The sequence below is a fragment of the Serratia proteamaculans genome (assembly GCF_946227095.1).
GTDB lineage: Bacteria > Pseudomonadota > Gammaproteobacteria > Enterobacterales > Enterobacteriaceae > Serratia > Serratia proteamaculans_E.
The window spans coordinates 16177-39902 of the sequence record NZ_CAMISV010000012.1; the positions used below are offsets into that span (position 1 = coordinate 16177).

The following is a 23726-nucleotide window of genomic DNA, read 5'->3' on the forward strand; positions in this document are numbered from 1 at the left end:
CTTAGCCAGTCCCTAAAGTCCATTATGTCGTGACCAGTAATAATCCGCCGCGTAAGATTTGTCCAGCATCAAATTAGCATGACTTATGTTTCAGCGCGTCAGTGGGCATTTTTCTCCGATGATATCAGTCAGAAAAGTCATCACCGCGCGTACGGCTATTGAGCGCGCCAGGTCCGGGTAAGTGACCAGCCACAGTTCGCGGGTTGGCGCAGCGATTGAAGTGGGCAGTGTCACCATATCTTGGTCGCTATCGGCGACAAACGTCGGCAATACTACCGCTCCGAGTCCCGATCGTGCCGCTTCCTGTAGCGAGAACAGATCGCTGGCCTGAAATACCACCGGACGGCCCTGCAACAGCTGTTGTAGCCACTGCTGATGCGGTTGGTTTTGGTAGTGGTGGTCGTAGCCGATAAAGGCCCGCGCCGACTCCGGCAGGGCGGCGTGCTGCGGCGTGGCGTACAACGCGTAGCGCATCATGCCGATACGTTGCACCAGCAGATCCGGTTGTTGCGGGCGCACCATACGCACCGCGACTTCAGCGTCACCGCGATCTAGCTCGGCGATTGCCGATTCGCCGGAGAGTATCAGCGTAATGTGCGGAAAAGTATGATGAAATTTCGCAATCTGTGGGGCGATGACCCGTGCGGCAATCGACGGCGGCGCGCTGATACGCACCTGGGTTTGCGGTGTCTCACCGGCGCTGCGCGCATGGCGGACAATGGCGTGGCTTTGATTTTCGATATCGGCCGCCAGCCCGGCAATCATTTTTCCGTCCTGCGTCAGCGGCGTACTGCGTGGCAGACGCAGGATCAACCCCAGGCCGAGAGCCTTTTCCAGCGCCGCCACCCGTCGGCCTACCGTGGCGTGATCGCAGCCCAGCTCCCGCGCTGCGGCTGACAATGAACCGGTGCGCGCCAGCACCACAAAGTGTTTTAAATCCTGCCAATCGAACATCAGTGAATTCCTGCACAGTATCTCCGCAAATTTATGGAATATTCACACAGAGTGGGACATGATTCAATGGCGTTATCTTTGTAACCAGATTGAATTATTCAATTAGGATATCTTATGAATTTGCATCTGCAGGGGCGTATCGCGCTGGTAACGGGTGCCAGCGAAGGGATTGGCGCAGGCATGGTTCGGGTATTGGCGGCGCAGGGGGTGATTGTGGTGGCGACGGCGCGCCGGGAAGACCGTTTGCAGACCCTGGCGGATGAGGTAGAACAAGCCGGTGGCATACGGCCCTATGTCATCGCGGCAGATATCACCCAGACACAGGCGCTCGACAGCATGCTGGCGCTGGCGATACAGCAGGTCGGGACCATCGATATTGTGATTAATGCGGTTGGTGGTGCCCGCCCGACTTCACTGAGCGAAGGCGACGCGGGTTGGGAAGAGGCGTTTGCCCTGAACTTTACCCCGGCGCGTCGGATAACCCATGCATTGCTGCCCCGCATGCAGGCTCAGGGATGGGGGCGCGTGATTAACATCAGCGGCTCAATGGAGCCGCGTAGCATGAACGCGGCCACTGCCGCCAAGGGGGCATTGCATCTGTGGGCCAAGGGGTTGGCTGGCGATGTGGCGGGGCAAGGGATTACCGTCAATACGCTGCAGCCCGGGCGGATTAATAGCGAACAGGTGCGTGAAAAACTGCACCCGACCGAGGCCACGCGCCAAGCGTTTATCGAACAGAATATCCCGATTGGCTACTTTGGTGAACCGGAGGATATGGCCTATCTGGCTGCGTTTCTTTGTTCCCCGCAGGCGCGCTATATCACCGGAGCGGTGATCCCGGTAGACGGCGGCATGCATTATTTCGCTCACTGAAGCCGTTTTGCCCGCCGGATCACAGTTCGGTAATTTGCCAGGGCAAAGCCTTGCCCCACTGAAAAGCACAGTGTTAACGTCTTAGCTCAGCCGATTTAGGGTTGTCACTGCTCCGGCAGGCAAAACCTAAACCTCGTGCTTCTGTCCCCCTGGTGGGAGCAGAGGCCATGAGGTTTAGGTTTTTTTTTGCGCTGAATTTCGTGACGACGATTGGCCATCGCGGCACTGAGGTTGGCAGAACGTAGATTTTAAGGGTAACGCTATGAAATATGAACAATTAGCCAGTGAGATCTTGGCCGGCGTCGGTGGCCGCGACAACGTGAGAAGTCTGGTGCACTGCGCCACCCGCCTGCGTTTCAAGCTGCATGACAGCCAGCGTGCCGATGCCGCGGCACTGAAAAAAAATCCCGGTGTGATCATGGTAGTGGAAAGCGGCGGGCAGTTTCAGGTGGTGGTAGGTAACCACGTGGCTGAGGTCTACCACGCGGTCAATCAGGCCGGTGGGCTGGGCGATGGCGCGGTGGCGGAGGATGACGGCAAAAAGGAAAACCTGTTCAGTCGCTTTATTGACGTGGTATCCGGCATTTTTACGCCGTTGCTGGGGGTGATGGCCGCCTCGGGGATCCTGAAGGGGTTTCTGGCGCTGAGCCTGGCCTGCGGCTGGCTACTGGAGAGTGGCGGCAGCTTTAAAATGCTGTTTGCTACCAGTGATGCGCTGTTCTATTTCCTGCCGATTATGCTCGGCTACACCGCTGGGAAAAAGTTTGGCGGTAATCCTTTCATTACCATGGCGATTGGCGGGGCCCTGACCCATCCGCTGATGATGGCGGCATTTGAAGCGGCACAGCAGCCAGATGCGGTGCGCGAGTATTTCTTCGGCATCCCGCTGACCTTTATCAATTACAGCTCGTCGGTGATCCCGATTATTTTTGCCGCCTGGGTCTCGTGCCGGCTGGAGCTGCTGTTTAACCGGGCACTCCACAGTGCGCTGCGCAATTTTGTTACGCCGCTGCTGTGCCTGGTGATCACCGTGCCCTTGACCTTCCTGCTGATCGGCCCGGCAGCCACCTGGCTCAGCCATTTGCTGGCCAACGGTTTTCAGACCATCTACGGATTTAACCCGATTATTGCCGGTGCCTTTATGGGTGCGATGTGGCAGGTGTGTGTGATCTTCGGCCTGCACTGGGGGCTGATACCGCTGATGATCAATAACCTGAGCGTGCTCGGCCGCGACATCATGGTGCCGTTGTTGTTGCCGGCAGTGATGGGGCAGGTGGGTGCTACGTTGGGCGTCATGCTGCGTACCCGTGATGCCAAACTGCGGGCTCTGGCCGGTTCCGCCATCGGTGCCGGGGTGTTTGGCATCACCGAGCCGGCGGTTTACGGCGTAACGCTGCCGAACAAACGGCCGTTTATTTTTGGCTGCATTGGCGGTGCGCTGGGGGGCGCGGTGATCGGTTATTTCCATACCGCCACCTATTCCTTTGGTCTGGTGAACATCTTTACCTTTGCGCAGATTATCCCTGCCAGCGGCTTCGATGCCACGGTGTGGGGCGCGATTGTCGGCACCTTGCTGTCATTTTGTTTCGCGGCGGTGGCCAGCTATCTGTTCGGTGTGGCGCCTGTCGAGGAGGCCGTGGAACCGGCACCTGTCGCACCGCTTAATCGCAAACAGTCTGTTGTCAGCCCGATAGCCGGCGAAGTGATTGCGCTGGAGCAGGTTAACGACGCCACCTTTGCCAGCGGATTATTGGGCAAGGGAGTGGCGATAGTACCGCAGCAAGGTCGGGTGGTTGCGCCGGTTGCCGGGCGTGTGGCCTCACTGTTTAAAACCAAGCACGCCATTGGTATTGAGTCGGACGAGGGCGCAGAGATTTTAATTCACGTCGGCATAGATACCGTCAAGCTCGATGGGCTGCATTTCACTGCCCATGTGCAGGAGGGCGATCGGGTTAACCCGGGCGATTTGCTGATTGAGTTTGACCAGGTGGCGATCCGCGCCGCCGGCTTTGATACCACCACGCCGATCATCATCAGCAACAGCGATGACTACGTCGACGTGCTGACCAGCGGCCAGGGCAGGGTGCAGGAACAGGCACCGCTGCTGACTTTATTAGGTTAACCGAGGAGAAAGCGATGAGCAGCAAATTTCCAGACCATTTTCTGTGGGGCGGCGCAGTGGCGGCCAATCAGGTGGAAGGGGCTTATCAGACCGACGGCAAAGGGCTGTCGACCTCTGATTTGCAGCCGCAGGGCATCTTCGGCACGATTACGCCACGGGTCGACGGCGACAGCGGCATCAAGGATGTGGCGATCGACTTTTATCATCATTACCCGCAGGACATCGCGTTGTTCGCTGAAATGGGCTTCAAGTGCCTGCGTACCTCCATCGCCTGGACGCGCATTTTCCCGCAGGGCGATGAGGAGACTCCGAACGAAGCCGGGCTGGCGTTCTATGATCGGCTGTTCGACGAAATGGCCAGGTACGGCATTCAGCCGTTGGTCACTTTGTCGCACTACGAAATGCCCTACGGGCTGGTGAAGCAATACGGCGGCTGGGGTAACCGCAAGACCATCGGCTTTTTTGAGCACTACGCGCGCACGGTGTTCGAACGCTATAAGCACAAGGTGCAGCACTGGCTGACCTTTAACGAGATCAATATGTCGCTGCATGCGCCGTTTACCGGCGTCGGTCTGGCGCAGGACAGCAGCAAAAGCGAGATTTATCAGGCGATCCACCATCAACTGGTGGCCAGTGCCAGGGCGGTAAAAGCCTGTCATGAGATTGTGCCGGGCGGCAAAATCGGCAATATGCTGCTGGGCGGTATTCTCTATCCGCTGAGCTGCAAACCGGAAGATGTGCTGGAAACCCAGCGCCAGAACCGCGACTGGTTGTTCTTTGGCGACGTACAGGCGCGCGGCGGCTACCCGGCGTATATGCGACGTTACTTCCGTGAAAACGGCATTCAGGTCGAGATCACCGCCGAAGACCAACAGGCGTTGCGCGAGACCATCGATTTTATCTCCTTCAGCTATTACATGAGCGGCTGTGTCACCACCGACGAAGCTCAGAACAACACTGCCCGGAGCAACATTCTCAATATGGTGCCGAACCCGCATTTGGCCAGTTCGGAGTGGGGTTGGCAGATCGACCCGGTTGGCCTGCGCTATCTGCTTAATGTGCTGTATGACCGCTACCAGAAACCGCTGTTTATCGTGGAGAACGGCCTGGGAGCCAAGGACCGTGTCGAGGCCGACGGCAGCATCAATGACGACTACCGCATCAATTATCTCAACGACCATCTGGTGCAGGTGGCGGAGGCAATTGACGATGGCGTGGAGGTGATGGGTTACACCAGTTGGGGCCCGATTGACCTGGTCAGCGCCTCTAAGGCCGAGATGTCCAAGCGTTACGGCTTTATTTATGTCGACCGCGACGATGCCGGTAACGGTAGCCTGGAGCGCCGCCGTAAAAAGAGTTTCTACTGGTATCGCGATGTGATCCAGAGTAACGGTAACAGTCTGAAAAACAAAGCTTAAGCTATATCAACCCACCCGGTGGCAACCGCCGGGTTATGACCTTTATCTACTGCTGCCAATTATGGGAAATTCTCGCCCAGGGAATGCTGTTGCCCGCAGTCAGCGTAACAGGCGGAGAAATATAATAATGAAATATCCATTACCTCACTCTATGACACTCGCCGCGCTCTTGCTGACCTGCAGCGGCGCGCAGGCGGAAACTTTGCAAAGCGCCAAGGACGTGGAGGCACCCACCGCCAAATGGCAAGGCGTCGCGCTCGGGTTTGAACCGCCGCAGCCAGGGCTGTTGGGTGATATGCTGGGGATCAGACCGATCCTGGAAGATCATGGCTTTCACTATAGTCTGGGTTATCTCAGCCAGATTTCCTATAACGCCGGCGGTGGCTATAACCACGATAAGCAGCTGTCCTATATCGATCAGTTCTCGCTGACCTTCAGCCAGGACTTGCAGGCGCTGACCGGTATCCCGGATGCGGCGCTTGAAGGCAATATCGTTAACCGTAATCATGATAACAACCTGACGCGCGATCGCTTGCAGGACCCGCGTGTTAATCCGACCGACCTGTCGCAGGAAAGCTATGGTGGCCAGTCGATCACCCGACTGGGCTGGCTGACCTTTAGCCGCAGCTTCCTTGATCGTCGGCTGCAATGGCGTATCGGCATGATGAACAAGGTGCAGGACTTCGACCAGATCATTCCCTGCGATTTCCAGACGCTGACGCTGTGCGGCGGCAAGTCTGCCAACTCATTGACCTGGTATAACTGGAACGTCCACTACTGGGGCACCACCCTGCAATATAAACTGACCGACGGGCTGACCTTCAAAACCGGCGTGATGGAGCAAAACCCGCAGGCACCAAGCCGCAGTCATGCCTGGAGTTGGTCGACCAAGGGCAGTAAAGGCATGCTGTTACCGATGGAGTTGGAACTGAAGACCAACGCGGTCAATCAGTTACCGGGGGTCTACAATATTGGCGTGCTGTTCACCAATGCCAGCCAGCAGGATTTGTACGAGGGGGTTTCCGGCGGCCCGGGGGCGAGCGATCCGAACGGCTATCGCAGCCATGACCGCACCTGGTTCCTGTATAGCGGCTTTAACCAACAGGTCACGCGCCACCCGGATGACGCCAATCGCGGTCTGAGCCTGTTCTACAGCCTGGGGCTGGCGGATCAGCGCTCCAACTATATGCATTACTCCACTTCGACCGGTATCCGCTATCGCGGGCTGTTTGACGCACGGCCAGACGACTGGCTGGGCCTGGGGGTGTCCATGGTTAAGCTGAGCAACCATTACCGGGATAACCAGCGCTACCTGAATCAAGTCAACAACGCTACCGGGTATAACGATCCCAACTATCATCCGGTGCCGGGGCATTCGGTAACGGCAGAACTCTATTACCGCTTCAACGTTACCCCGTGGCTGCAACTGCAGCCGGGCGTACAATATTGGCACCATCCGGCGGGCGTCAACGAAACTCAGGACGCCTGGGTGACGGCGCTGAAAACGGTGGTGACTTTCTGACGACTACGCCGCATCGCTTTCCCGGTAACGCTGGCGCGCATGTTCGAACCAGCTTGCCGGGACGTTATGCGGCGGCAACAGCAGCCTTTCCAGCCCTTTTTCGACGATATGATGCGCCTGCTGCCACAGCGTCGGGTCACCTTCGGTCAACACTTCCAGCAGCCGCTGCTTTTCGATCAGATAGGTTCGGGCGAAATGACTGTCATAGTCCAGCAGTGAACGGGTGTTGTCGATCAGGTCCGCCAGTTTGATGGTCTTGGCCTGCGGTGAAGCCTTGGCGCTGTGGTGTCGATCGCGATTTTTACGCTCAAAGCGGTTGCCGTCGCCGCTGTCGCTGACGTTGGTCAGCATTGCCACCAGGGCTGCGACCTGTGGCCCAAAATGACTTTTGATATCGCCGAGGGTGGTGGGCGTATCCTCTACCGTGTCGTGCAACCAGGCGGCGGCCAGCATTTCTTCACTGTGCGGCACGCTGCTGACGATTTCCATTACCGCCTGCGGGTGAACAATGTAGGGGTCATTGGTGTATTTGCGGCGCTGATCGATGGCCGCATGCGCCTTGGTGGCGTAGCGGCGTGCGCGTTCTGTCAGAGTGTCTGTCATATCCTTTCCCTCCACACAGCACCTCGCTGTGGCATCCCCTGCTTTTAACAAGGTAGCATATTGGCTAAAAAATAGTTTGCGATTACATCGCGCACTATCTATATTCAGAACATGAAAACCGAAAACACCGAACAACCCGAGACAAAAAACCTGCTGCTGCTCGACCAGCAACTGTGTTTTGCCCTGTACTCCGCCAACCTGGCGCTGAACAAGGTGTACCGTAAATTGCTGAGCCAGCTTGAACTCACCTATCCGCAATACCTGGTGATGCTGGTGCTGTGGGAACGGGACGAAATCAGGGTTACAGATATTGGCGAGCGGCTGTTTCTTGACTCCGCCACCCTGACACCGCTGCTGAAACGGTTGGAAATCGCCGGGCTGCTGGCGCGTTACCGTGCCACCACCGATGAGCGGCAGGTGATTATTGCGTTAACCGACGCCGGTCGCGCGCTGCGTGAAAAAGCCCAGTCGGTACCAGAAGCCGTTATGTGCGCTACCGATTGCAGCCTCGACGAAATCGTCAATATCAAGCAGCAACTGGAAAAGCTGCGCGGCAAGCTGATCAACCAGCTCTGACGCCCGGTACCGGACGCAGGATCGGCCTTGATGGACTACACTGGAAGTAAGCATCAAATATATAGTGTGCGATTTAATCGTGAAAGATATACCAATGACGGCGTTCTACCCGTAGAAATCGCCGTCTTGCCTCCAACCAGAAAGAAGGAATGATGTATGTCGATTGAAAAAGTTGTTTACCGCGCTCATGCCACAGCAACCGGTGGCCGCGATGGCCGTGCGACCTCATCTGACGGCGTGTTGGATGTCAAACTGGGTGTGCCGAAAGAAATGGGCGGCGCGGGCGGTGAAGTCACCAACCCGGAACAGTTGTTTGCTGCCGGTTATTCGGCCTGCTTCCTCGGCGCACTGAAGTTTGTCGCGGCGAAAGAAAAGGTGAAGATCCCGGCCGAAGCCAAAATTGACGGTACCGTCGGTATTGGCGAAATCCCCCACGGCTTCGGTATCGAAGTGCAACTGGATATCACCCTGCCGGGCATAGAGCGCAGTGTGGCAGAAGACCTGGTGAAAAAAGCCCACGTGGTCTGCCCTTATTCCAACGCTACCCGCGGCAATATTGATGTAACGCTTAACGTTAAGTAAGACTTGCGCTAACGCCACGGAAAAAATGGAGGGTTATCCCTCCATTTCTCATTTTCCCCGCCTCTTTTTTTGCACAAAAAATGGCAAAAATGCTTATTTTTTGAGAATTCTCTTGATTCTTACCCCCAAAATAGCGCTTATTGCCGATCGGCTGAACCTGAGGCCGCATTGAATGTCTGACTGACTTCAGAACTGTTAAAGCCCCCGGAGCCACCGCGTTACATGAACAAAGTTAAATCGCTATCACAGCAGAATTTATCGTTATTGTTAGCGATCTATATCGGCATCTTTCTGAACCTTTCCGTTTTTTATCGTCGCTTTGATTCGTTTTCGCACGGCATTCAGGGGATAAAGGTTATTTCAGCGATAACTGAGGTTGTCGCTATCGTTCTGTTCACCTTCTTTATTATGCGGCTGGTATCGCTCGGCGGCCGGTTGTTCTACCGCATCATTGCCTCGCTATTGGTGCTGATTTCCGTGGCTGCCAGCTATTACATGACGTTTTTCAACGTGGTGATCGGTTACGGTATCGTGGTGTCGGTGATGACCACCGATGTTGACCTGTCGAAAGAAGTGGTCGGCATGCACTTTGTGCTGTGGATGGTGGTGCTCAGCGCATTGCCGCTGCTGTGCATCTGGAAAAACAACCTGCGTTATACCCTGATCGAACAGCTGAAAACCCCCGGACACCGGATCAAACCCCTGGTGGTGCTGGTGGCGGTGGTTGCGTTGGTCTGGGTGCCGTTGCGTATGCTGGATAACGAGCAAAGCGAACAGGAAAAAATCACCAATGTGGACTTGCCAAGCTACGGCGGCGTAGTGGCGCATTCCTATTTGCCATCCAACTGGCTGTCGGCGCTGGGGCTGTTTGCCTATACCCGTTACGACGAAAGTCAGGATCAGGCCAATTTGTTCGACCCGGCCAAGAACTTTACCTATGTGGCACCGGCCGATATCGATGACACCTACGTGGTGTTTATCATTGGTGAAACCACGCGCTGGGATCACATGGGCATTCTTGGTTACGACCGTGACACCACGCCACGCTTGTCCAAAGAGAAGAACCTGGTGGCGTTCCGCGGCACGTCTTGTGATACCGCCACCAAACTCTCGCTGCGTTGTATGTTCGTGCGGGAAGGTGGCACGGCAGATAACCCGCAACGTACGCTGAAAGAGCAAAACGTGTTTGCGGTGATGAAAGATCTGGGCTTCACCTCCGAGCTGTTCGCCATGCAGAGTGAGGTCTGGTTCTATAACAATACCGAAGTGAACAACTATTCGTTCCGCGAAATGATCGCCTCCGAGAAACGCAACGACGGCAAACCGGTTGACGATATGCTGTTGGTGGATGAAATGAAGGAGTCGCTGGCCCGCTATCCCAAGGGCAAGCATCTGGTGATCCTGCACACCAAAGGCTCGCATTACCTTTACTCACAGCGTTATCCGCGCAGCTACGCACGCTATCAGCCGGAGTGTATCGGTGTTGATGATTTCTGCTCCAAGGATCAGTTGGTTAACGCCTTCGATAACTCGGTGCTGTATACCGACAGCTTTATTGCCAATGTGATTGACCAGGTGCGCGAGAAGAAGGCGATTGTGTTCTATTCTTCGGATCACGGTGAATCGATAGGCGAGAATTCACACCTGCATGGCACGCCGCGTGAAATGGCGCCGGTGGAGCAGTTTCGCGTGCCGATGATGGTATGGGCGTCCGACAAGTTCCTGGAAGACCCACAGCATCGCGGTGCGTTTGAGCAATTACAGGCGCAACAGCGGGTTGGCAAAACCCACCGTCATGTTGAGTTGTTCGATACCATTCTCGGTTGCCTCGGTTATACCTCGCCGAACGGCGGCATCGTGGCCAAAAACAACTGGTGTAATATTCCGCAGGAAAAAGCGTCACCCAGCGAGCTGTAACCTTCCCATACCGGGCGCGCTGCGCCCGGTAAAATCCGTTAATACCTTCCCTTCATCAACTAATCCGGCTCAGGCTTGCGGTATACTTGCGCACTTTCCCCCTCGGACCGGAGATTTCCATGACCTTGCGCGTGGCGTTTATTGACGATCATGACATTGTGCGATCGGGCTTTGTGCAACTGCTGTCGCTGGAGCCGGATATTCAGGTGGTCGGCGAGTTCAGCAGCGCGGCTCAGGCACGCGCCGGCCTGCCCGGTCTGGAAGCGGAAATCTGCATCTGTGATATTTCAATGCCGGACGGCAGTGGGCTGGATTTACTGGCGGATATTCCCTCCGGTATTCGGGTGGTGATGCTGTCGATGCATGACAACCCGGCGCTGGTGGAGCTGGCGCTGGAACGTGGTGCCTGCGGTTTTTTGTCCAAACGCTGTAAGCCGGAAGATTTGATCACCGCGGTACGCACCGTCGCCAGCGGTGGCGTGTACCTGATGCCTGAAATCGCCCAGCAGCTGGCGCGGGTGAAGGTGGACCCCCTGACTCGTCGTGAACGCGAAATCGCGCTGTTGCTGGCGCAAGGGCAGGAGGTGCGGGAGATTGCCGCTGCGCTGGGACTGTCACCCAAAACGGTACACGTGCATCGCGCCAATCTGTTTGCCAAACTGGGTATCAATAACAACGTTGAACTGGCGAAGCGGATGCTGAACCTGTGATGCAACGCCTGATCACCCAACTGGCGCTGTTTTTTATCTATGCCACCAGCGCATTTTGCCTGTGGGGTATCGGCACCGCGCTGATCGACCCGCCGTGGCAGGCGCTGTTGCTGTTCCCGTTTGGCCTGCGTATGGGCATTCTGCTGCAAAGCCCTTATCGCTTCTGGCCGGGTATCCTGCTGGCCGATTTGCTGCTGATGGTGGTGTTGGCAGATCAGTTCGGTTACGGGCCGGCGCTGTGGGCTTCGGTGGTGGTGCTGGTGTTGACGGTATTACTCAGCCTGGTGGCTTCCCCCTGGTTGCTGCGGCATCAGGAAAGCGACAGCGAATGGCAATGGCCCTTGATGCAGGGGGCGGTGGTGGCAGTGGCCGCGTTGCTGCAAGCGCTGGTGTGGCAACTGGTGAACGGTGAGGGGGCCCGAGCGCTGCTGCTCGGGCTGGCGGGCGGTTTCACCATTGCCCCGACCTGTTTGCTGCTGTGGCACTACCTGGCGCGGCAGATCTGGGTCCCGCTCGAGCCGGGGTTGATCCATAAGCCGGTGACGCTGCGGTTGCGCCATCTGGCCAGCTATTTGCTGCTGTTTGCGCTCAGTATCTGGCTGCAACAGCAGGTTAATGCCGCCGAGCTGCGCCGCTTTGCGCCCTTCTGTCTGGCCATCCCGATCGTCTTTATGTCTTATCGCTACGGCTGGCAGGGCGCGCTGCTGGCGACGTTGCTCAATGGCGTGGTACTGGTGGCCAACGAGCCGCCACAGCCCGAATCACACCGCGATTTGCTGTTGTCGTTGCTGGCCCAGAGCCTGACCGGCCTGCTGCTTGGCGCGGGTATTCAACGCCAGCGCGAACTGAACCAGCAACTGCGGCTGCGGTTGACCGAAAATCGCCAACTGGCGCGCGCGCTGGTCACGGCAGAAGAGCAGACCCGGCGCGAGGTGGCGCGGGAGCTGCACGACGAGGTTGGTCAAACCATCACCGTGATCCGCACCCAGGCCAGTATTATCAAGCGGTTGGCACCGCAGCCGCAGGTGATGGGTTGCGCCGAGGCGATAGATACCCTGGCGCTGCGGGTGTATGACGGCGTGCACGATGTATTGACCCAACTGTGGCCGGCCGCGCTGAATAATTTGCCACTTTCGGCGGCAGTGGCGGCGATGCTGCGTGAATCCTTGCCGCAGGATGCGTCGCTGGTGAGCGTGATGCAGTGGCAGGTGCCGGATGAACTGCTGGATGAGACGCTGAAAATCACTTTGTATCGGGTGTGTCAGGAAGGGGTGACCAATGTTTGTCGTCACGCTGCCGCCAGCCGGATTGAGCTGGATGCTCGTCTTCGCCAGCGCAAAGGACGGCTGCCGCAAGTGCTGCTGACCATTCGCGATAACGGCGTGGGCATCGATCTGACCGATCATGAGCCGGGTTATGGCCTGCGCGGCATGCAGGAACGCATCAGCGCACTGGGCGGCCGCTTGCGGCTAACGTCGGAGAATGGCACCTGTTTGAATGTGATCTTACCCACAGTTTCACCGGCGGAAGGGCCAAACTAGGAAATACTCCTAGCCGCGTCGGGAATCCGGCGTAAGTCATTTTCGCGCGCGCGCAGCATGATAGCGGCACTTTTCATATTCTCTGAGGTTTCACATGTGGTCTTTCCTTAAAAGCCGCGACGATGTGCCGCCGGTTACCGATCAAAAGCAGATCGATGCCAGCTATAAATACTGGCGCATCCAGCTGATGTGGACGATGTACATCGGCTATGCCGCGTTTTACTTCACGCGCAAAAGCTTCAACTTCATTATGCCGGCGATGCTGAGCGATCTTGGCCTGACGATGTCCGACGTCGGCATCCTCGGCACGCTGTTCTATATCACTTACGGCTGCTCGAAGTTTATTTCAGGCATGATCAGCGATCGTTCCAACCCGCGCTATTTTATGGGGTTGGGCCTGATCATGACCGGCATACTCAATATCTTCTTCGGCCTCAGCTCTTCGCTGTTGATGCTGGGGACGCTGTGGATCCTCAACGCCTTCTTCCAGGGCTGGGGCTGGCCACCTTGTTCAAAAATCCTCACCAGCTGGTACTCGCGCTCCGAGCGCGGCGGTTGGTGGGCGATCTGGAACACCTCGCATAACTTTGGCGGTGCGCTGATCCCATTGCTGGTCGGCTTTATCTCGCTGCACTTCAGCTGGCGCTACGGCATGATTATTCCTGGCATTATCGGCGTGGTGATAGGTCTGCTGATGTGCTGGCGCCTGCGTGACAAGCCATCCACCATGGGGCTGCCTAGCGTGGGTAAATGGCGTAACGACGCCATGGAGTTGGTACAGGAGTCGGAAGGCCTGGGGCTGACCAACCGCGAAATTATCAAGCGCTACGTGTTGACCAACAAGTATATCTGGCTGCTGGCGGTGTCTTACGTGCTGGTGTACATCGTACGTACGGCCATCAATGACTGGGGCAACCTGTACCTGACCCAGGAGAAAGGCTATTCGCTGATGACCGCCAACTCGGCGATCTCCCTGTTCGAAGTGGGTGGCTTTATCGGCTCGCTGGTGGCTGGCTGGGGCTCTGACAAACTGTTCCGTGGTAACCGTGGGCCAATGAACCTGATCTTCGCCATCGGTATCTTCCTGTCGGTTGCGGCGCTGTGGATCATGCCGGGTGTCACCTTCCTGCTGCAGGCCGCCTGCTTCTTTGCTATCGGCTTCTTCATCTTTGGTCCGCAGATGCTGATCGGCATGGCGGCGGCGGAATGTTCGCACAAGGATGCTGCCGGGGCAGCAACCGGCTTTGTCGGCCTGTTTGCTTACCTGGGTGCGGCGCTGTCCGGTTACCCAATTGCGCGGATTATGGAAATCTGGCACTGGAACGGTTTCTTCGTGGTGATTTCCATCGCCGCCTGTTTGTCCGCGCTGTTCCTGCTGCCGTTCTTACGTGCCCAATCTCCGGCGCTGAAAACCGCGAAAGCATAATGAAAAAGCGCGCTACAGGCTGCTGTAGCGCACTTTATGCCGATTTTATCACCACTTGATGTGTCGGGACGAGAAAGTGATTGACGCGTATTATCGTCAGCAGTAACATGCGCCCGCATCGGCGAGTAGCGCAGCTTGGTAGCGCAACTGGTTTGGGACCAGTGGGTCGGAGGTTCGAATCCTCTCTCGCCGACCACATTCAAGAAAACCCGCTTTTTAGCGGGTTTTTTTTCGTCCGTAGTTTAGGCAGCCTTGCCAGTGACGAAGTCAAAATGGATCTCGTCGTACAAGAAGATAATCTTCGTGCCTTTCTTATCTAACACTCCGGCATTCAGCAGAGCCTGGACATCCGTATGTACGGCTTTGAAATCTCGATTTACTCGTCTGGAGAGTTCACGGATTGATATTGCTTCTGCTCCGGTCATTTCCTCGAGTAGCGCCATCCGGTTATTGTTCAGCAATACATAGGTTAGCGTTTTAACATCCGGGAATATCAGCCTGCTACCCATATCCGCGCCGGATAATGCTTTGGAAAAATCGGTTTTAAGCCCGTCGATCGCCTGTTGGACAGGCATGACACTGACCATTAGGGTGCGCATTTCTGCCTCCTTAGCTGGTTCACTTCCGTAACGAAATCATCAACCAGCTTATTGATATCAATAAACTCTATTGGGATCTCGACTGCGCCGAGATGCTTGTGATCGCCTTTACCCGCTTCATTGTCATAGCGCAATAGGCATTCATCCTTTACCACATAGGCCAAACGATACTTGTACTTATGGCTGCTGCCTCTTACCGAGGGGGTGACGTCCCAGACAACCAGACTAAGCAAACTGTCTGTGTCCAGCCAAATGCGCCTCTTCATGACCAGTGTTGCCGGCATTGAACATTCCTTGTTGATGTTTACGCTACCATCAAAATTAATTTGATGTCAATTTAGACATCAAAACCATGACAAATATTTATCCTTTCCTTGTATTTAATTCACTTTCCTTATTCCCACTGCTACGGGCTATTCATTATTAAATTAATTCATTGTTGCTCAATAAAACCCGGTTGATAGCGCTATTGTTTTAATGATTATTTTATCTATAGTCTGAATACACGAGATGGGAATGATAGATTTCCATTGCGTGGGAAAGATTAATGCTTATTTATTCATTTTAACCGGCCAGGTTATTGCGGAGTTATTCTGATCCGACAATCGGCGGCCGTCATTAAATATTTTATGTTTATCCTCTCGGAATAAAGGAATCAGTTATGCGCAAATTTAATAAACCGCTGTTGGCGTTGCTGATCGGCAGCACGCTGTGTTCTGCGGCGCAGGCCGCCGCACCGGGCAAGCCCACGCTGGCCTGGGGCAATACCAAGTTCGCCATTGTCGAAGTTGATCAAGCAGCGACGGCTTATAATAATCTGGTGAAGGTTAAAGATGCCGCCGACGTTTCTGTTTCATGGAATTTATGGAATGGCGATACCGGTACCACGGCAAAAGTATTATTAAATGGCAAGGAAGTCTGGAGCGGTGCCTCAACCGGCGCTTCGGGTACGGCAAACTTCAAGGTTAATAAAGGTGGCCGTTATCAAATGCAGGTGGCGTTATGTAATGCCGACGGCTGTACCGCCAGCGATGCTACCGAAATTGTGGTGGCAGATACCGATGGCAGCCATTTGGCACCATTAAAAGAACCGCTGCTGGAAAAGAATAAGCCTTATAAACAAGATTCCGGCAAAGTGGTCGGTTCTTATTTCGTTGAATGGGGTGTCTACGGCCGTAATTTCACCGTCGATAAACTGCCGGCGCAAAACCTGACGCATCTGCTGTACGGTTTTATTCCGATCTGTGGCGGTGATGGCATCAACGACAGCCTGAAAGAGATCGAAGGTAGCTTCCAGGCACTGCAGCGCTCCTGCCAGGGTCGCGAAGACTTTAAGGTCTCGATCCACGATCCATTTGCTGCGCTGCAGAAAGGGCAGAAGGGCGTGACCGCCTGGGATGACCCCTACAAAGGTAACTTCGGTCAGTTGATGGCGCTGAAGCAGGCGCGTCCAGACCTGAAAATCCTGCCGTCGATTGGTGGCTGGACGCTGTCCGACCCGTTCTTCTTCATGGGTGACAAAGTGAAGCGCGATCGTTTCGTCGGCTCGGTGAAAGAGTTCCTGCAAACCTGGAAGTTCTTTGACGGCGTGGATATCGACTGGGAATTCCCGGGCGGGCAGGGCGCTAACCCGAAACTGGGCAGTGCGCAGGATGGGGCAACCTATGTGCAACTGATGAAAGAGCTGCGGGCGATGCTGGACCAGCTTTCAGCACAAACCGGTCGCAAGTATGAACTGACCTCCGCGATCAGCGCCGGTAAGGATAAGATCGACAAGGTGGACTACAACACCGCGCAGAACTCGATGGATCACATCTTCCTGATGAGCTACGACTTCTATGGCGCATTCGATCTGAAAAATCTGGGTCACCAGACCGCGCTGAAAGCGCCTTCCTGGAAACCGGATACGGCGTATACCACGGTGAATGGTGTTAACGCGCTGCTGACGCAGGGGGTAAAGCCGGGCAAAATCGTGGTGGGTACCGCCATGTACGGCCGCGGCTGGACCGGGGTGAACGGTTACCAGAACAACATTCCGTTTACCGGCACCGCGACCGGCCCGGTTAAAGGCACCTGGGAAAATGGCATCGTGGATTACCGCCAAATCGCCAACGAGTTTATGAGCGGCGAATGGCAGTACAGCTATGACACCACCGCCGAAGCGCCTTATGTGTTCAAGCCTTCGACCGGTGACCTGATTACCTTCGACGATGCTCGCTCGGTGCAGGCCAAGGGCAAGTATGTGCTGGATAAGCAGTTGGGCGGGTTGTTCTCCTGGGAGATTGATGCTGATAACGGGGATATTCTGAACAATATGAATACCAGTTTAGGCAACAGCGCCGGCACGCAATAAATCGGTTGTAGCACGTTGCCGGGGGATATCCTTTTGCCCCCGGCTTTTTGACAGACGAAAGTTTTTTTACGGCGAATAGATTGTGGCTCCACTCGGCTAAAAAAAGACGCTAGCACCTCACCCTTTCGGGTAGGGGGGCAGCATTTCATCCTGTCTTTTACGTAGATCACAAAAATAACCGTTCAGATATTCATCATTCAGCAACAAACTTTTTTAGTTTTTTATCGGAGTTAAACACCAGTAACTTTCTGCAACACAGCCTATCGAGCTAAAAATGACCGCATAGCATAAGTTTTCATGCTGCAACTGTTAAAGAAAGGTTTTTTTTATGTTTGTTTGCTGTTTCTCACAGTCTGTGTAAATCCCCACTGGTTATATTGACGACACCCCAAACAGTTGGCAATTTGGTAGCCTCAGGGGTAAGAGCGAGAGTTGTTTGAGTGAATTCCACGCGCTCAGACGTCCCCACCGGGAGGCGTTCCACCTGGCTCTCTTGCGACTATCCCCCCAGCCTTCGGGCACGACTGCACAGGCCGCGCAATAAAAAATACAGGCTCTGGCGGTAATACACACATCACATCACATAATGGAGCACAAACGATGACAAGTTCCTTGGGAAAAACAGGGATTCTGAAATTCGGTATTGGGCTGATTGCGCTGACCGTTGCGGCCAGCGTGCAAGCCAAGACTCTGGTTTACTGTTCTGAAGGTTCCCCGGAAGGGTTCAACCCACAGTTGTTCACCTCGGGTACCACCTACGACGCCAGCTCGGTACCTATTTACAACCGTCTGGTCGAATTCAAAATCGGCACCACCGAGCTTCAGCCTGGCCTGGCTGAAAAGTGGGATGTTAGCGAAGACGGCAAAATCTACACCTTCCACCTGCGTAAAGGCGTGAAGTGGCAGAGCAGCAAAGACTTTAAACCGACCCGTGATTTCAACGCCGACGATGTGGTGTTCTCCTTCGAACGCCAGCTGGATGCCAATAATGCCTATCACAAAGTCTCCGGCGGCAGCTATGAGTACTTTGAAGGCATGGACATGCCGAAGCTGATTGCCAAAATCGAAAAAGTGGACGACTACACCGTACGCTTTGTGCTGACCCGTCCGGAAGCCCCGTTTGTGGCTGACCTGGGCATGGACTTCGCTTCTATTCTGTCTGCCGAATACGCCGACGTAATGATGAAAGCCGGCACCCCGGAAAAAGTTGACCTCAACCCAATCGGTACCGGTCCGTTCCAACTGCTGCAATACCAGAAAGACTCCAAAATTCTCTATAAGGCATTTGACGGTTTCTGGGGCACCAAGCCGAAGATCGACCGTTTAGTGTTCTCTATCACGCCGGACGCTTCAGTGCGTTACGCCAAACTGCAGAAAAACGAATGCCAGGTAATGCCGTACCCGAACCCGGCTGACATCGCGCGCATGAAGCAGGACAAAACCATCAACCTGATGGAACAACCGGGGCTGAACGTTGGCTACCTGTCGTTCAACGTTGAGAAAAAGCCGCTGGATAACCTGAAGGTGCGTCAGGCATTGACCATGGCGGTCAACAAGCAGGCGATCATCGACGCGGTGTATCAGGGCGCAGGCCAGGCGGCCAAGAACCTGATCCCGCCGACCATGTGGGGCTATAACGACGCGGTGAAAGACTACACCTACGATCCGGTCAAGGCCAAAGAACTGCTGAAAGAAGCGGGCATGGCGGACGGTTTCTCCATCGACCTGTGGGCGATGCCGGTACAACGTCCGTATAACCCGAACGCACGCCGTATGGCGGAAATGATCCAGTCTGACTGGGCGAAAATCGGCGTGAAAGCCAAAATCGTAACCTATGAGTGGGGCGAATACCTCAAGCGCGCCAAAGCGGGCGAGCACCAGACGGTGATGATGGGCTGGACCGGCGACAATGGGGATCCGGACAACTTCTTCGCCACGCTGTTTAGCTGCGCCGCAGCCAAAGACGGTTCCAACTACTCTCGCTGGTGCTACAAGCCGTTTGAAGATCTTATTCAACCGGCACGCGCCGAATCGAACCACGACAAACGCGTAGAACTGTACAAACAGGCTCAGGTAGTGATGCACGATCAGGCTCCGGCGCTGATTGTTGCCCACTCCACCGTTTACGAGCCCGTGCGTAAAGAAGTGAAGGGCTACGTCGTGGATCCGCTTGGTAAGCATCACTTTGAGAATGTTTCTCTGGATTAATTCCACTACCGGTTAAGGCTGCGCCCCCTCTCCCCAAAGGAGGGGGGGCGTTGTTGCCCGTAGGCAGAGAAACACCAGAAGTGTGTGAGCTTTAATAAGCCTGGCGGACGATGAGCTGCCGGGCATTGATACAGAGAGTTCGGGATATGTTGCAGTTCATACTCCGACGTTTGGGGTTAGTTATCCCAACGTTTATCGGCATTACTTTGCTGACTTTTGCATTCGTCCATATGATCCCCGGTGACCCGGTGACCATCATGGCCGGGGAACGCGGGATCTCCGCAGAACGCCATGCACACCTGATGGCGGAAATGGGGCTGGATAAACCGCTCTATCAACAATATTTCACTTACGTATCCAACGTGTTACATGGCGATCTGGGTACCTCCCTTAAAAGCCGTATCTCCGTGTGGGAAGAGTTTGTTCCCCGCTTCAAGGCGACCCTGGAACTGGGCCTCTGCGCGATGATTTTCGCCGTGCTGGTGGGCATTCCGGTTGGGGTGTTGGCGGCGGTCAGGCGAGGCTCAGTCTTCGATCATACCGCGGTCGGCATCTCTCTGACCGGCTATTCGATGCCGATTTTCTGGTGGGGCATGATGCTGATCATGCTGGTCTCGGTGCAGCTCAATCTGACGCCGGTATCGGGGCGGGTCAGTGACACGGTATTCCTTGACGATAGCCTGCCGCTGACCGGCTTTATGCTGATCGACACCCTGATCTGGGGTGAACCGGGCGACTTTATTGACGCCGTGATGCACATGATCCTGCCAGCCATCGTGCTGGGTACCATCCCGCTGGCGGTGATCGTGCGTATGACACGCTCCTCGATGCTGGAAGTGCTGGGCGAAGATTACATCCGTACTGCGCGCGCCAAGGGCGTGAGCCGCATGCGGGTGATTGTGGTGCATGCGTTGCGTAACGCTTTGCTGCCGGTCGTCACGGTGATCGGCCTGCAGGTCGGCACCATGCTGGCCGGTGCGATCCTGACCGAAACCATCTTCTCCTGGCCGGGCCTGGGGCGCTGGCTGATGGACGCGCTGCAACGTCGCGACTATCCGGTTGTTCAGGGCGGCGTGTTGCTGGTCGCCTGTATGATTATTCTGGTTAACCTGCTGGTAGACGTGCTCTACGGCGTGGTCAACCCGCGTATTCGCCACAAGAAATAAGGGGCGCTCTAATGTCTCAAATCACTGAGTCTGTAGTTAAAGGTGCGCCGAAGCCAATGAGCCCATTCCAGGAGTTCTGGCACTATTTCAAGCGCAATAAAGGGGCCGTTGTTGGCCTGGCGTATATCGTTTTGATGTTTGTGATTGCCATCGGGGCCGGGGTGCTGGCACCGCATGCACCGGCGGATCAGTTCCGCGACGCTTTGCTCAGGCCGCCGGTCTGGCAGGAAGGCGGCAGTTGGCAATACCTGTTGGGTACCGATGACGTTGGCCGCGATGTCCTGTCGCGCCTGATGTACGGTGCACGGCTGTCGCTGTTGGTCGGCTGTCTGGTGGTGGTGCTGTCGCTGATCATGGGCGTGGTACTGGGCCTGCTGGCCGGTTACTTCGGCGGTGTGGTGGATGCGATCATCATGCGTATCGTCGACATCATGCTGGCGTTACCAAGCCTGTTGCTGGCGTTGGTATTGGTGGCGATTTTCGGTCCATCGATCGTCAATGCTTCCCTGGCGCTAACCTTCGTTGCCTTGCCGCACTACGTGCGTCTGACCCGTGCGGCAGTCCTGGTGGAAGTGAACCGCGACTACGTCACCGCTTCACGCGTGGCGGGGGCCGGTGCGATGCGCCAAATGTTTATCAACATCCTGCCAAACTGCCTGGCACCGCTGATCGTCCAAGCTTCTCTTGGCTTCTCTAACGCTATCCTGGATATGGCCGCTCTCGGCTTCCTGGGTATGGGTGCACAGCCGCCTACGCCGGAGTGGGGCACCATGCTCTCCGACGTGTTGCAGTTCGCACAAAGCGCCTGGTGGGTAGTGACCTTCCCCGGTGTGGCGATCCTGCTGACGGTGCTGGCATTTAACCTGATGGGGGACGGCTTGCGTGATGCTCTCGACCCCAAACTCAAGCAGTAACAGAGGACGAGAGAGATGGCGTTATTAAATGTAGACAAGCTTTCGGTGCATTTCGGTGACGAAGGCACCCCTTTCCGCGCGGTAGACCGTATCAGTTACAGCGTGGAGCAGGGCCAGGTAGTCGGTATCGTCGGTGAATCCGGCTCCGGCAAATCCGTCAGCTCGTTGGCGATCATGGGCCTGATCGACTTCCCCGGTAAGGTGATGGCCGACAAGCTGGTGTTTAACGGCCAGGATCTGCGCAAAATTTCCGAAAAAGAGCGCCGCCAACTGGTGGGCTCGGAAGTGGCGATGATCTTCCAGGATCCGATGACCAGCCTGAACCCGTGTTACACCGTCGGTTTCCAGATTATGGAAGCGCTGAAGGTGCATCAGGGCGGCAACCGCCGTACCCGTCGTCAGCGGGCTATCGATCTGCTGACGCAGGTAGGCATCCCCGATCCGGCCTCGCGGCTGGACGTATATCCGCACCAGCTTTCCGGTGGTATGAGCCAACGCGTGATGATCGCCATGGCAATTGCCTGTCGGCCAAAGCTGCTGATTGCCGATGAGCCGACCACTGCGCTCGACGTGACCATCCAGGCGCAAATTATCGAACTGCTGCTGGAGTTACAGCAGCGGGAAAATATGGCGCTGCTGCTGATCACCCACGATTTGGCGCTGGTGTCCGAGGCGGCGCATCACATCATCGTGATGTATGCCGGCCAGGTGGTGGAGTCCGGCAAGGCATCGGAAATCTTCCGGGCGCCACGTCACCCCTATACTCAGGCGTTGCTGCGTGCGCTGCCCGAATTCGCTGCCGACAAGGCGCGCCTGGCCTCGCTGCCGGGCGTGGTGCCGGGCAAATATGACCGCCCAAGCGGTTGTTTGCTCAACCCACGTTGTCCGTACGCCAATGAGCGCTGCCGTACTGAAGAGCCGGAATTACGCACTATTCCCGGCCGCCAGGTTAAATGTCATACACCGCTGGATGATGCGGGGAGGCCAACCGTATGAGCCAGAATCAACCCTTATTGCAGGCGATTGACCTGAAGAAACACTACCCGGTCAAGAAGGGCATCTTTGCCCCGGAACGGCTGGTTAAAGCACTGGATGGCGTCTCTTTCACCCTCGAGCGTGGCAAAACGCTGGCGGTGGTGGGCGAGTCCGGCTGCGGCAAGTCGACGCTGGGCCGTCTGCTGACAATGATTGAAGTGCCGACCGGCGGTGAGTTGTACTACCAGGGGCAAGATTTGCTGAAGCCGGACGTCACCGCTGAGAAGCTGCGGCGTCAGAAGATCCAGATTGTGTTCCAGAATCCTTACGGATCGCTCAACCCACGTAAAAAGGTCGGGCAGATCCTCGAGGAGCCGCTGCAGATCAATACCGGGTTGAACAGTGCACAGCGTCGTGAGAAAGCGTTGGAGATGATGGCCAAAGTCGGCCTGAAAACCGAACATTACGATCGCTATCCGCACATGTTTTCCGGCGGTCAACGCCAGCGTATCGCTATCGCCCGTGGCCTGATGCTCAACCCGGACGTGGTGATTGCCGATGAACCGGTCTCCGCCCTCGATGTCTCGGTGCGGGCGCAGGTACTGAATCTGATGATGGATCTGCAGCAGGATCTGGGGCTGTCCTATGTGTTCATCTCGCACGATTTGTCAGTGGTGGAGCATATCGCCGACGAAGTGATGGTGATGTACCTCGGCCGCTGCGTGGAGAAGGGCAGTAAAGACGCGATTTTCAACAATCCGCGTCATCCGTATACCCAGGCGCTGTTGTCCGCGACGCCGCGTCTGAATCCGGATATGCGCCGTGAACGTATCAAGCTGACCGGCGAGCTGCCGAGCCCGATGAACCCGCCGCCGGGCTGTGCATTCAATGCCCGCTGCCGTCGTGCTTTTGGGCCATGCACCCAGTTGCAGCCTCAGTTGAAACAATACGGCGACCAGATGGTGGCTTGCTTTGCGGTCGATCAGGATGAAAATCCTGCGGCATAACTTTGTTATCAATGACTATTAATATCAATGCCGGCATTTACGCCGGCATTTTTTTTGATTTAACTTGTGGATGAATCAATTAGATTATTCAGTAAAAAATTAATTTGTATTAATTACTCTTATTTCTCTTAACGCAATCCTTACGGATAATTATCTAGATTCGGAATCTTCGCATGATAATTAATAACGCATCATCGAAGTTTCACCTGAGCGACTAATACTGCCAATAAAAAAGCACGCCCGAAGGCGTGCCGAGTATT

General features: G+C 55.6%; 20 protein-coding genes and 1 tRNA gene. 17 read left to right on the top strand and 4 right to left on the bottom strand.

Features of this window, described 5'->3' with window-relative positions:
- Positions 1-90: 90 nt before the first annotated feature.
- Entirely contained in the window at positions 91-954 is an 864-nt protein-coding gene (locus tag OC597_RS20680; RefSeq protein WP_262210316.1) for a LysR family transcriptional regulator, read from the bottom strand.
- Positions 955-1068: 114 nt separating this feature from the next.
- Here OC597_RS20680 and OC597_RS20685 point away from each other — a divergent pair, with 114 nt between their 5' ends.
- The 4 genes from OC597_RS20685 to OC597_RS20700 all read left to right on the top strand — a co-directional run bounded on the left by OC597_RS20685 (position 1069) and on the right by OC597_RS20700 (position 6889).
- Positions 1069-1827 (top strand): SDR family NAD(P)-dependent oxidoreductase, encoded by a 759-nt coding sequence (locus tag OC597_RS20685; protein WP_262210318.1) that lies wholly within the window; start codon positions 1069-1071, stop codon positions 1825-1827.
- 262 nt (positions 1828-2089) lie between these two features.
- On the top strand, positions 2090-3949 hold the full coding sequence (bglF, locus tag OC597_RS20690) for a PTS beta-glucoside transporter subunit IIABC (protein ID WP_262210321.1): 1860 nt from the start codon (positions 2090-2092) through the stop codon (positions 3947-3949).
- A 14-nt stretch (positions 3950-3963) separates the two neighbouring features.
- Entirely contained in the window at positions 3964-5367 is a 1404-nt protein-coding gene (locus OC597_RS20695; protein ID WP_261259786.1) for a glycoside hydrolase family 1 protein, read from the top strand.
- A gap of 127 nt (positions 5368-5494) precedes the next feature.
- Entirely contained in the window at positions 5495-6889 is a 1395-nt protein-coding gene (locus OC597_RS20700) for a carbohydrate porin (protein WP_261425649.1), read from the top strand.
- Between the two features lie 3 nt (positions 6890-6892).
- On the opposite strand, the gene OC597_RS20705 is transcribed toward OC597_RS20700, so the two are convergent.
- On the bottom strand, positions 6893-7492 hold the full coding sequence (locus OC597_RS20705; RefSeq protein WP_262210324.1) for an HD domain-containing protein: 600 nt from the start codon (positions 7490-7492) through the stop codon (positions 6893-6895).
- 111 nt (positions 7493-7603) lie between these two features.
- Between OC597_RS20705 and OC597_RS20710 the strand changes: the two genes are divergently transcribed.
- From OC597_RS20710 to OC597_RS20740, 7 genes are all read left to right on the top strand, one after another.
- Entirely contained in the window at positions 7604-8068 is a 465-nt protein-coding gene (locus OC597_RS20710) for a MarR family winged helix-turn-helix transcriptional regulator (RefSeq protein ID WP_261285722.1), read from the top strand.
- 156 nt (positions 8069-8224) lie between these two features.
- Positions 8225-8650, top strand: a complete 426-nt coding sequence (locus OC597_RS20715; protein WP_261259779.1) for an organic hydroperoxide resistance protein — start codon at positions 8225-8227, stop codon at positions 8648-8650.
- 222 nt (positions 8651-8872) lie between these two features.
- Complete coding sequence (eptB, locus tag OC597_RS20720; protein ID WP_261259775.1) at positions 8873-10567, top strand: kdo(2)-lipid A phosphoethanolamine 7''-transferase; 1695 nt, start codon at positions 8873-8875, stop codon at positions 10565-10567.
- Between the two features lie 119 nt (positions 10568-10686).
- Positions 10687-11277 carry a response regulator transcription factor UhpA gene (gene uhpA, locus OC597_RS20725; protein ID WP_017891232.1) on the top strand — a complete coding sequence of 197 codons (591 nt, stop codon included), beginning with the start codon at positions 10687-10689 and terminating at the stop codon, positions 11275-11277.
- Positions 11277-12818: a signal transduction histidine-protein kinase/phosphatase UhpB gene (gene uhpB / locus OC597_RS20730; protein WP_261259770.1), complete on the top strand. Its 1542-nt coding sequence runs from the start codon at positions 11277-11279 to the stop codon at positions 12816-12818. Before uhpA ends, uhpB begins: the two co-directional genes overlap by 1 nt.
- A gap of 94 nt (positions 12819-12912) precedes the next feature.
- Complete coding sequence (locus OC597_RS20735; RefSeq protein WP_085115272.1) at positions 12913-14244, top strand: MFS transporter; 1332 nt, start codon at positions 12913-12915, stop codon at positions 14242-14244.
- Positions 14245-14363: 119 nt separating this feature from the next.
- Positions 14364-14440 (top strand) — tRNA-Pro (locus OC597_RS20740).
- Positions 14441-14486: 46 nt separating this feature from the next.
- Here OC597_RS20740 and OC597_RS20745 read toward each other — a convergent pair.
- A complete protein-coding gene (locus OC597_RS20745) occupies positions 14487-14843 on the bottom strand; it encodes an HVO_A0114 family putative DNA-binding protein (RefSeq protein ID WP_262210329.1) in 357 nt (118 codons plus the stop codon).
- Positions 14831-15127: a toxin-antitoxin system TumE family protein gene (locus OC597_RS20750; protein WP_262210332.1), complete on the bottom strand. Its 297-nt coding sequence runs from the start codon at positions 15125-15127 to the stop codon at positions 14831-14833. Before OC597_RS20750 ends, OC597_RS20745 begins: the two co-directional genes overlap by 13 nt.
- A 377-nt stretch (positions 15128-15504) precedes the next feature.
- On the opposite strand from OC597_RS20750, the gene chiA reads away from it, so the two are divergent.
- The 6 genes from chiA (at position 15505) to dppF (ending at position 23466) form a co-directional block, all read left to right on the top strand.
- Positions 15505-17196: a chitinase ChiA gene (gene chiA / locus OC597_RS20755; RefSeq protein ID WP_262210333.1), complete on the top strand. Its 1692-nt coding sequence runs from the start codon at positions 15505-15507 to the stop codon at positions 17194-17196.
- Positions 17197-17796: 600 nt separating this feature from the next.
- On the top strand, positions 17797-19404 hold the full coding sequence (dppA, locus tag OC597_RS20760; RefSeq protein WP_099062211.1) for a dipeptide ABC transporter periplasmic-binding protein DppA: 1608 nt from the start codon (positions 17797-17799) through the stop codon (positions 19402-19404).
- Positions 19405-19550: 146 nt separating this feature from the next.
- Positions 19551-20570 (top strand): dipeptide ABC transporter permease DppB, encoded by a 1020-nt coding sequence (dppB, locus tag OC597_RS20765; protein WP_085115746.1) that lies wholly within the window; start codon positions 19551-19553, stop codon positions 20568-20570.
- An 11-nt stretch (positions 20571-20581) separates the two neighbouring features.
- Positions 20582-21484 carry a dipeptide ABC transporter permease DppC gene (dppC, locus tag OC597_RS20770; RefSeq protein WP_261259762.1) on the top strand — a complete coding sequence of 301 codons (903 nt, stop codon included), beginning with the start codon at positions 20582-20584 and terminating at the stop codon, positions 21482-21484.
- 15 nt (positions 21485-21499) lie between these two features.
- Positions 21500-22480: a dipeptide ABC transporter ATP-binding protein gene (gene dppD, locus OC597_RS20775; RefSeq protein ID WP_262210334.1), complete on the top strand. Its 981-nt coding sequence runs from the start codon at positions 21500-21502 to the stop codon at positions 22478-22480.
- Positions 22477-23466: a dipeptide ABC transporter ATP-binding subunit DppF gene (dppF, locus tag OC597_RS20780; RefSeq protein WP_099062207.1), complete on the top strand. Its 990-nt coding sequence runs from the start codon at positions 22477-22479 to the stop codon at positions 23464-23466. The genes dppD and dppF overlap by 4 nt, the downstream gene beginning before the upstream one ends.
- Positions 23467-23726: the final 260 nt, after the last annotated feature.

Bases quoted from the DNA above. Each gene is read 5' to 3' on its own strand.
- OC597_RS20680 (WP_262210316.1), bottom strand. From the start codon at position 954: ATGTTCGATTGGCAGGATTTAAAACACTTTGTGGTGCTGGCGCGCACC.
- OC597_RS20685 (WP_262210318.1), top strand. From the start codon at position 1,069: ATGAATTTGCATCTGCAGGGGCGTATCGCGCTGGTAACGGGTGCCAGC.
- bglF (WP_262210321.1), top strand. From the start codon at position 2,090: ATGAAATATGAACAATTAGCCAGTGAGATCTTGGCCGGCGTCGGTGGC.
- OC597_RS20695 (WP_261259786.1), top strand. From the start codon at position 3,964: ATGAGCAGCAAATTTCCAGACCATTTTCTGTGGGGCGGCGCAGTGGCG.
- OC597_RS20700 (WP_261425649.1), top strand. From the start codon at position 5,495: ATGAAATATCCATTACCTCACTCTATGACACTCGCCGCGCTCTTGCTG.
- OC597_RS20705 (WP_262210324.1), bottom strand. From the start codon at position 7,492: ATGACAGACACTCTGACAGAACGCGCACGCCGCTACGCCACCAAGGCG.
- OC597_RS20710 (WP_261285722.1), top strand. From the start codon at position 7,604: ATGAAAACCGAAAACACCGAACAACCCGAGACAAAAAACCTGCTGCTG.
- OC597_RS20715 (WP_261259779.1), top strand. From the start codon at position 8,225: ATGTCGATTGAAAAAGTTGTTTACCGCGCTCATGCCACAGCAACCGGT.
- eptB (WP_261259775.1), top strand. From the start codon at position 8,873: ATGAACAAAGTTAAATCGCTATCACAGCAGAATTTATCGTTATTGTTA.
- uhpA (WP_017891232.1), top strand. From the start codon at position 10,687: ATGACCTTGCGCGTGGCGTTTATTGACGATCATGACATTGTGCGATCG.
- uhpB (WP_261259770.1), top strand. From the start codon at position 11,277: ATGCAACGCCTGATCACCCAACTGGCGCTGTTTTTTATCTATGCCACC.
- OC597_RS20735 (WP_085115272.1), top strand. From the start codon at position 12,913: ATGTGGTCTTTCCTTAAAAGCCGCGACGATGTGCCGCCGGTTACCGAT.
- OC597_RS20745 (WP_262210329.1), bottom strand. From the start codon at position 14,843: ATGCGCACCCTAATGGTCAGTGTCATGCCTGTCCAACAGGCGATCGAC.
- OC597_RS20750 (WP_262210332.1), bottom strand. From the start codon at position 15,127: ATGCCGGCAACACTGGTCATGAAGAGGCGCATTTGGCTGGACACAGAC.
- chiA (WP_262210333.1), top strand. From the start codon at position 15,505: ATGCGCAAATTTAATAAACCGCTGTTGGCGTTGCTGATCGGCAGCACG.
- dppA (WP_099062211.1), top strand. From the start codon at position 17,797: ATGACAAGTTCCTTGGGAAAAACAGGGATTCTGAAATTCGGTATTGGG.
- dppB (WP_085115746.1), top strand. From the start codon at position 19,551: ATGTTGCAGTTCATACTCCGACGTTTGGGGTTAGTTATCCCAACGTTT.
- dppC (WP_261259762.1), top strand. From the start codon at position 20,582: ATGTCTCAAATCACTGAGTCTGTAGTTAAAGGTGCGCCGAAGCCAATG.
- dppD (WP_262210334.1), top strand. From the start codon at position 21,500: ATGGCGTTATTAAATGTAGACAAGCTTTCGGTGCATTTCGGTGACGAA.
- dppF (WP_099062207.1), top strand. From the start codon at position 22,477: ATGAGCCAGAATCAACCCTTATTGCAGGCGATTGACCTGAAGAAACAC.